This window comes from Micromonospora endophytica (genome assembly GCF_003236305.1).
Lineage (GTDB): Bacteria > Actinomycetota > Actinomycetes > Mycobacteriales > Micromonosporaceae > Micromonospora > Micromonospora endophytica.
In genome coordinates, this window is record NZ_POTX01000248.1 from 1 (window position 1) to 8446 (window position 8446).

Below are 8446 nucleotides of genomic sequence, written 5' to 3' on the forward strand. Positions count from 1 at the left end.
GGTGGTGGCGGGGAAGGCGGTTCCCCGGGGGGCGTTTCCGCACGTCAAGATCGCGGGTGGGTTCGTCTTCGTCTCCGGTACGTCGTCCCGGCGGCCGGACAACAGCTTCGCTGGCGTGTCGGTGGACGAGTTCGGTACGACGGACCTGGACATCCGGGCGCAGACCCGGGCCGTCATCGAGAACCTCGGCGACCTGCTGCGCTCGGTCGGCGCTGACCTGTCCGACCTGGTGCAGGTGACGTCGTACCTGGTCAACATGAACGACTTTGGTGGGTACAACGAGGTGTGGGCGGAGTTCTTCGACGCCACCGGGCCGACCCGGACGACGGTGGCGGTGCACCAGTTGCCGCATCCGCACCTGTTGATCGAGATGCAGGCCGTGGCCCTTCTTCCGTCAGGAGGCAGTCGTGAGTGAGATCGCCGAGCCGTTCAGCTTCCCCGGCTGGATCGCCGACAACCAGCACCTGCTCAAGCCGCCGGTGGGCAACAAGGAGATGCTGCCCGGCTCCGACGACTTCATCGTGATGGTGGTCGGTGGGCCGAACCAGCGCACCGACTTTCACGTCGACCCGTACGAAGAGTTCTTCTACCAGGTCAAGGGCAACATGCACATCAACCTGATGCTGCCGGAGGGGCCGCGTACGGTGCACGTGCGCGAGGGGCAGATGTGGATGCTGCCGCGCAACACCCCGCACTCGCCGCAGCGGCCGGAGGCCGGCTCCATCGGCATGGTGATCGAGCGGGTACGCGAGGAGGGGACGCTGGAGAAGTTCCAGTGGTACTGCCCCGAGTGCGGGCACCAGGTGCACGAGGTGGAGTTGCAGGTGCGGGACATCGCCGCCGACCTGCCCCCGGTCTTCGGCGCGTTCTACGCCGACGAGGCGGCCCGCACCTGTGACAACTGCGGCACCCTGCATCCGGGTAAGGGCTGATGGCGCTGCCGGTGGTGGACGTGCACACGCACGTCGTACCGCAGGGTTGGCCGGATCTGGCCGCAGCCTGCGGCGGGTCTGGCTGGCCGTGGCTGCGGGTCGACTCGGAGCGGGCCGCCATGATCATGGTGGGCGAGACCGAGTTCCGGCCGATCGGCGCGCAGTGCTGGGACGCGCCGACCCGGCTGGCCGACATGGCCGGCGACGGTGTGGACGTGCAGGTGATCTCGCCCACCCCGGTCTTCTTCAGCTACGACCGGCCGGCGGCCCAGGCGGTCAAGGTGGCCCGGATCTTCAACGACCTGACCCTGGAGATCGCCACGGCCGGCGGTGACCGGCTGCTGCCCTTCTGCCAGGTGCCGTTGCAGGACCCCGACGCGGCCTGCGCCGAACTGGACCGCTGCCTGGCGGCGGGACACGTCGGCGTGGAGATCGGCAACCACGTCGGTGACCGGGACCTGGACGACGCCGGCATCGTGACGTTCCTGACCCATTGCGCCGAGGTGGGCGCGCCGGTCTTCGTCCACCCGTGGGACATGCCCGGTGGCCCCCGGCTCGACCGCTGGATGGCCCGCTGGCTCACCGGCATGCCTGCCGAGACGCACCTGTCGGTGCTGTCGATGATCCTCGGCGGGGTCTTCGACAAGGTGCCGGAGACGCTGCGGATCTGCTTCGCCCACGGCGGCGGCAGCTTCCCCTTCTGGCTGGGGCGCGCCGACAACGCCTGGCACCGCCGAGGCGACCTGGTACGCGGCGCCTCCGCCGCCCCGCCCAGCGCCTACGTCGACCGGTTCTACGTCGACTCGGTGGTCTTCGCACCACCCGCGCTGCGGCTGCTTGTCGACACCATGGGCGCCGACCGGGTGCTGCTCGGCAGCGACTACCCGTACCCCCTGGGCGAGCGTCCCGTCGGCCAGGTGATCCACCAGGCCGACTTCCTCACCCCCGCCCAACGCGACAACCTCCTCTCCCACAACGCCCGGCGGTTCCTCGGGACAATCGATATATAGCGAGTACGCGGCGACGGTCCTCCACTACGATCGGGACTTCGACCTGCTGGCGGAGGTGGGCGGCCCACGCTCAGAGTGGGTGTCGGCACCCGGCAGCCTCTCCTGACTGCACTGGTGGGATCGCCACCCCGCAGTCTGCCAGGGCGTCGGCTCCGCTAACGTGAGTGGTAGCGGAGTCGGGAGGTCATCGCGGTGACCGCACACCCGATCCGGTCGAAGTCTCTCTTTCCGCCTGGGGGCGTTGGGATTGTCTGTAACCGACACGTTGCTGGTCTTCGTCGGCATCCCGGCAGCCGTCGTGCTGGTGATCGCCGGCCTCGTCTACGCGGGTAGCCGTGGCGGTGGTGGCGGCGGCACGAAGCGCTACCGTCCGGGCCGGCCGTTCACCTTCACGCCGGTCTGGTTCCTCGGCCGGCCCGAGGAGCTGGCCGACCCGGCCGGCACCGCGCTGGCAGCGGGGGCGCAGGCACCGGCGTTGACCAGCCGCAAGCAGGAGCAGGCCGGCGTCGAGGCGCCGGCCGGTGGAACCGGAGGCGCAAGTGACAGTTGGTGAGAAGCAGGCCGAGGCGGGCACGGACACCCCGCCCGACGTGCTGGACGGCCCGTTCTCGACCCGCCAGCTGCTGCGCATCGACGAGGCGCTCCGCCTGGCCGACAAGACGACGAGTCTGGTCTTCTCGGTCTTCGTGGGCGGCCTTGACGAGCCGGTCCGGGAGCACGCCGAGCGGCTGCACCGGCAGCTCGCCGAGCCCGACCGGTCCGTGCTGATCGCGCTCTCGCCCAACCAGCGGCAGCTGGAGATCGTCACCGGGCGGTACGCCCGCAAGCGGATCCCCGACACGTACGCCAAGATCGCCGCACTGTCGATGGTGGCCGCCTTCGGCGGCGGCGACCTGGCCGGCGGCATCATTCAGGGGCTCGACCAGCTCTCCCGCTACGCCGGCAAGGGCTGACGACACACCTCCCGTACGACAAAGAGGCCGGCTCCGCAGCGCGGAGCCGGCCTCTTCCGTGTCGGTCAGGCGCTGCGGGCGTCCCGGGCGCGGGCCTTCAGCGCGCGGACCACGCTGTCGCGGCCCTCGGCCACCAACCGGCGCAGCGGGGCCGGGTGCGCCTCCTGCGCCAGCCAGGCGTCGGTGGCCTCGACCGTGTCCTGCTCGACCAGGTACGCCGGGTACGCCAGCATGGCGAACTCCTGCGCCGGCTCGCTGTCCCGGGTGGCCCAGACCTGCGCCACGGCGGTGAAGTACCGGTCCCGGTACGGCGCGGTCAGCTCGACCTGCGCCGGGTGGCTGAAGCCCTGGAGCAACGCCCGGTTCCGCCAGTTCGGCAACGCCTCGGCAGCGGTGAGCTGAGCCCACACCGCCGCCTTGTTCGCCTCCGTCGGCACCAGCGCGTGCGCGTACGCGGCCTCCCGCTCGCCGCTGGAGGTCTTGTCGTTGGCCAGCTCGGCCTCGATCTCCGCCGTACCGGCCGCGCCGTTGGCCACCAGCGCCTGCACCACGCTCCAGCGCAGCTCGGTGTCGATGGTCAGCCCGGCCGTCACCTGCGTGCCCTCCAGCCAGCCGCGCAGGATCGCCAGGTCTTCCGCTGACCGGGCCGCCGAGACGAAAGCGCGGGCCCAGGCCAGCTGGAAGCCACTGCCCGGCTCGGCGGCAGCGAGGGCGGTCTTCGCGGTGCGGGCCAACTCGGCCCAGCCGGTCGGCGCCCAGGCCGGGTCGGCGTAGAAGGTGAGCGCGCTGCTGGCCTGGCGCAGCGTCGCGGTGACCAGGTTGATGTCGGTCTCGGCGGGCAGCCCGGCCAACGCCAGCGCCACGTAGTCCCGCGCGGCCAGCTCGGCGTCGCGGAGCATGTCCCAGGCGGCCGTCCAGCACAGCGCCCGTGCCAGCGACGACTCGAAGCCGGCGATGTGCTGCACCACAGTGGCCATCGACCGCTCGTCCAGGCGAAGCTTCGTGTACGTGAGGTCGTCGTCGTTGAGCAGCAACACGTCGGCGGCGGGCACCCCGGCGAGTACGGTCAACTCGGTCAGCTCACCGTCGATGTCGACCTCGTGCCGTTCCCGCCGCACCAGCCGGCCGTCGGTGAGGTCGTAGAGACCCACCCCGATCCGGTGGGTCCGCAGCGTCGGATGCTGCTCCGGGGCCTCCTGGCGGACCGTCACCCGCTGGTACGTGCCGTCCGGGCCGATGCTCAGCTCCGGTCGCAGCGTGTTGACCTGCGCGGTCTCCAGCCACTGGGCGGCGAACTGGCGCAGCTTGCGGCCGGAGGCGGTCTCCAACTCGGACAGCAGGTCGTCGAAGGTGGCGTTGCCCCAGGCGTGCTTGCCGAAGTACGCCCGCAGACCGGCGAGGAACGGCTCCTCACCCACGTACGCGACGAGCTGCTTGAGCACGCTGGCGCCCTTGGCGTACGTGATGCCGTCGAAGTTGACCTCGACCGCCTCCAGGTCGGGCATCTCGCAGTAGACCGGGTGGGTGGAGGAGAGCTGGTCCTGCCGGTAGCCCCAGTTCTTCCGGATGGACAGGAACGTCGTCCACGCCTCGGTGAAGCGGGTGGCGTGCGTGTTGCACCAGTGGCTGGCCCACTCGGCGAACGACTCGTTCAGCCACAGGTCGTTCCACCAGCGCATGGTGACCAGGTCACCGAACCACATGTGCGCCAGCTCGTGCAGGATCGTGTTGGCCCGCTGCTCGTACTCGAAGTCGGTGACCTGCGAGCGGAACAGGTAGTGCGACTCGGCGTGCGTGACGCAGCCGAAGTTCTCCATCGCGCCGGCGTTGAAGTCCGGCACCCAGAGCTGGTCGTACTTGGGCAGCGGGTAGCGCACCCCGAACTGCTCGTGGAAGAAGTCGAAGCCCTGCGTGGTGACCAGGTTCAGGTCGTCGGCGTCGAGGTACTGCGCCATGCTCGCCCGGCAGAAGTAACCCAGGTCGATGCCGTCGTGGGTGTACCGGACCTCGTGGTACGGCCCGGCGCAGAGCGCGGTGATGTAGGTGCTCATCCGGGCCGACTCGACGAAGTGGACGGTCCTGGTCGCCTCGCCGGCCGGCTCCTCCCGCTCCACCGGCATGTTGGAGACCACCTTCCAGTGCTCCGGAACGGTGGCGTGCCAGGTGTAGACGCTCTTCAGGTCCGGCTGGTCGAAACAGGCGAAGACCCGCTGCGCGTCGGCCGTCTCGAACTGGCTGTAGAGGTAGGTCTCACCGTCGACCGGGTCCACCGAGCGGTGCAGGCCCTGCCCCGAGTTGGAGTACGCGAAGTCCGCGTCGACCACGAGGGTGTTCTCGTCGGCCAGCCCGGCCAGCGTCAGTCCCTTCTCGGCCGACCAGTCGGACAGGTCGACGGGGGAGCCGTTGAGCGTCGCCGAGCGCACCGAATCCGCCGCCACCTCGATGAAGGTGCTGGCGCCCGGCTCGGTGCAGCGGAAGCGCACCTCCGTGGTCGATCGGAAGGTCCGACCGTCGGCCGCCTGGACCGCGCTGGACAGGTCCAGCCTGATGTCGTACCCGGTCACGTCGAGCAGGCGGGCCCGCTCGGTCGCCTCGACCTGTGTCAGGTTGCGCACTCCCGGCACTGTTCGTCTCCATCCCACTCTCGCCGTACGGCACGGTCGCGTCCGTCGACCGCTCGTGACGGCCGGTCCCGAACCTGAGTCTTCCATGCGCGAGCAGGCGACGGTGGGCGAGGTCACGCCTCCGTTTCCCACCGTCACCGCCCGCGATGGAGCAAAGATCGAAGGTACGCCGGCAGGTGTCGGCGCGGCTGTAGTCACCGGAAAGCGCCGGAAGCACCGGAAGCGCCGGAAGTTGTCGGGAGAGGAAGCATCGTGAGCGAGCGAGTCGCTGTCGACATGTGGTTCGATCCGATCTGCCCGTGGGCCTGGATCACGTCGCGTTGGCTGTTGGAGGTGGAGCGGGTCCGCGAGGTCGACGTCCGCTTCCACGTGATGAGCCTGTCGGTGCTCAACGAGGGTCGGGAGCTGCCCGAGCAGTACCAGGAGATCATGCAGAAGGGCTGGGGCCCGGTACGCGTCTGCGTCGCGGTGCAGCAGCGGCACGGCGCCGAGGCCGTGCGCAGGCTCTACACCGCCCTGGGCACCCGGATCCACCTCGGCAAGGAGCCGCTCGGGCCGGAGCTGTACGCCGCGGCCCTGACCGACGCCGGGCTGGACCCGGAGCTGGCCGCCTCGGCCGAGGACACCGGGCTCGACGCGGCACTGCGGGAGAGCCACGAGGCGGGGATGCGCCCGGTCGGCACCGAGGTCGGCACCCCGGTCATCCACGCGCCCGGCCCGGACGGCCGGCAGGTGGCCTTCTTCGGCCCGGTGGTGACCCCGGCGCCCAAGGCCGAGGCCGCCGGTCGGCTCTGGGACGGCGTCCTGCTGGTCGCCGGCACCCCCGGCTTCTTCGAACTCAAGCGCAGCCGAGACATCGACCCCATCTTCGACTGAGGTGCAAGCAGGGGGCCCCTGTTAACGCCTCAGGTATAGGAGGGGCCCCCTGTTAACAAACCGCCCGCTGCGCCGCCACGGCACTCAACAACCGCCTCCGGCTGCGCCGCCACGGCACAGCCGAGCGGTTCAGCAGATGGACGCGGCGCGGGTCCGGCGGCGGGGGAGTAACCGGCGGCGGTAGCGTCATGGTCATGACGGTCGTGCACCCGATCACCCGGGCCTGGATCACCACTGGCGGCACTGGGGCGCAGAACTACGACGAGTTCGCCGACGACGCGGAGATCACCGCGATCATCGAGGCGAACCCGCACAGTGCCCTCGGCATCGAGATGCCGCACCGGGCGCCGGAGAGCCTCGGCAAGTCCTTCGCCGACGCCCTGCCGGACGCGGTGAGCCGGCTCGCCGAGGCCAAGGCCGACGGCAGCTACACCCCGGCGGAGCGGGTGGTGGTGCTCTACCGGATCAGCGCACCGGGCGAGGAGTCGGCGTACGGCCTGTTCGCCATGGTCGACACCGACCAGATCTCCACCCGGGCCGACGAGCCGGGCCTGGTCATCCGCAACGAGGACGTCTTCATCGCCAAGGTGCGGGAGCGGGTAGCCCTGGCCGAGGCGTTGGGTCACCTGCTCTCGCCCGTACTCCTGCTCCAGACCGGGCGGGGTGACGACCTGCACGCCGCGCTCGCGGCCGCCGCCGACGCGGCCGGCGCGGCCGGCGCGCCCGCCGCCACCGACACCGACCAGGCCGGGCGTACCCACGCCATCTGGCCCATCGGCCCCGGTCCGGTGCAGGACGAGTTGACCGCCCTGGCCGGCGGCGGTGAGCTGGTCGTCGCCGACGGCAACCACCGCAGCCTGGCCGCGCAGACCGGCGGACTGCCCCGCTTCCTGGCAGTGGTGACCACGCCCGCCTCGGTCGCCATCCAGCCGTACAACCGCCTGGTCAGCGAGCTGACCACGAGTCCGCAGGAGCTGCTCGACCGGCTGCGCGCCGCCGGCGCGCAGGTCACCCCGGTGCCGGGGCCGGTCGAGGTGCCGGCGACCGGCGGCACCGTCGTGCTCCAGCTTCCCGGTCAGGCGTACGCGGTGACGCTGCCGCACACCGGCGCGAGCCGGCTGGAGAACCTCGACCATGCCCTGGTCGAGCGGCTGCTGCTGCGGGACGCCCTCGGGCTGGACCCGGGTGACAAGCGGATCACCTACGTCGGCGGTGACTACCCGGCGAGCTGGCTGGCCGGTGAGGTCGAGGCCGGCCGGGCGGAGCTGGCCATCCTGATCGCGCCGGTGACCGTCGACGACTTCGTCGAGGTGAACCTGGAGCGGGAGAAGATGCCGCGCAAGAGCACCTGGTTCACCCCGAAGGCGCGCGGTGGCCTGGTGGTCGCGGAGCTGCCGGATCGGGCCTGACCCGGCGCCGGTGGCGTCCGGCGGTCGTCACGTCGGCACCGCCCCGGCGCTGCCCGGCTCGGCGGGCCTGACAGACTGCCCGGTATGCGCGTCTACCTGGGATCCGATCACGCCGGTTTCGAGTTGAAGGTGCACCTGGCCAACCACCTGGCCAAGCAGGGGTACGAGGTGGTCGACGTGGGGCCGCACGCCTTCGACCCCGACGACGACTACCCGGCCTTCTGCCTGCACACCGGCAGCCGGGTGGTGGCCGACGCGGGCAGCCTCGGTGTGGTCATCGGCGGTTCGGGCAACGGCGAGCAGATCGCCGCCAACAAGGTCGCCGGAGTCCGGGCGGCGCTGGCCTGGAGCGTGGAGACCGCCCAGCTCGGCCGGCAGCACAACGACGCGAACGTGGTCGCCGTCGGTGCCCGCCAGCACACCCTCGACGAGGCCACCGCCATCGTCGAGGCGTTCCTGACCACCGCCTTCTCCGGCAGCGACCGCCATGCCCGCCGGATCGTGCAGGTGGCCGAGTACGAGAAGACCGGCCAGCTGCCCGACCTGCCCTGACCGGCCGAGCCGGGCAGGGTCAGCGGCGGGCAGGGTCAGCGGCGGGCAGGGTCAGCGGCGGGCAGGGTCAGCGGCGGGCAGGGTCAGCGG

Annotated in this window: 9 protein-coding genes; 8 read left to right on the forward strand and 1 reads right to left on the reverse strand. The window is 71.0% G+C overall.

All coding sequences use genetic code 11. The features are described 5' to 3' along the window. Position 1 precedes the first annotated feature (1 nt). The 5 genes from C1I93_RS25440 (at position 2) to C1I93_RS25460 (ending at position 2895) form a co-directional block, all read left to right on the forward strand. On the forward strand, positions 2–415 hold the full coding sequence (locus tag C1I93_RS25440; RefSeq protein WP_111245816.1) for a RidA family protein: 414 nt from the start codon (positions 2–4) through the stop codon (positions 413–415). Beyond that, a complete protein-coding gene (locus C1I93_RS25445; protein WP_111245817.1) occupies positions 408–932 on the forward strand; it encodes a 3-hydroxyanthranilate 3,4-dioxygenase in 525 nt (174 codons plus the stop codon). The genes C1I93_RS25440 and C1I93_RS25445 overlap by 8 nt, the downstream gene beginning before the upstream one ends. After that, positions 932–1942, forward strand: a complete 1011-nt coding sequence (locus C1I93_RS25450) for an amidohydrolase family protein (protein ID WP_111245818.1) — start codon at positions 932–934, stop codon at positions 1940–1942. Before C1I93_RS25445 ends, C1I93_RS25450 begins: the two co-directional genes overlap by 1 nt. 241 nt (positions 1943–2183) lie before the next feature. After that, positions 2184–2495 (forward strand): aa3-type cytochrome oxidase subunit CtaJ, encoded by a 312-nt coding sequence (ctaJ, locus tag C1I93_RS25455; protein ID WP_438819590.1) that lies wholly within the window; start codon positions 2184–2186, stop codon positions 2493–2495. Continuing rightward, a complete protein-coding gene (locus C1I93_RS25460) occupies positions 2482–2895 on the forward strand; it encodes a DUF5130 family protein (protein WP_111245820.1) in 414 nt (137 codons plus the stop codon). Before ctaJ ends, C1I93_RS25460 begins: the two co-directional genes overlap by 14 nt. Before the next feature lie 65 nt (positions 2896–2960). On the opposite strand, the gene pepN is transcribed toward C1I93_RS25460, so the two are convergent. Next, the gene (gene pepN / locus C1I93_RS25465) at positions 2961–5510 is read right to left on the reverse strand and encodes an aminopeptidase N (protein WP_111245821.1); all 2550 of its coding nucleotides are present in this window, start codon (positions 5508–5510) and stop codon (positions 2961–2963) included. A 261-nt stretch (positions 5511–5771) separates the two neighbouring features. Here pepN and C1I93_RS25470 point away from each other — a divergent pair, with 261 nt between their 5' ends. The 3 genes from C1I93_RS25470 to C1I93_RS25480 all read left to right on the forward strand — a co-directional run bounded on the left by C1I93_RS25470 (position 5772) and on the right by C1I93_RS25480 (position 8356). Further along, the gene (locus tag C1I93_RS25470; protein ID WP_111245822.1) at positions 5772–6395 is read left to right on the forward strand and encodes a mycothiol-dependent nitroreductase Rv2466c family protein; all 624 of its coding nucleotides are present in this window, start codon (positions 5772–5774) and stop codon (positions 6393–6395) included. 194 nt (positions 6396–6589) lie between these two features. After that, positions 6590–7804, forward strand: coding sequence for a DUF1015 family protein (locus C1I93_RS25475; protein ID WP_111245824.1), 1215 nt, complete (start codon positions 6590–6592; stop codon positions 7802–7804). Between the two features lie 84 nt (positions 7805–7888). Continuing rightward, entirely contained in the window at positions 7889–8356 is a 468-nt protein-coding gene (locus C1I93_RS25480) for a ribose-5-phosphate isomerase (RefSeq protein WP_111245823.1), read from the forward strand. Positions 8357–8446 lie beyond the last annotated feature (90 nt).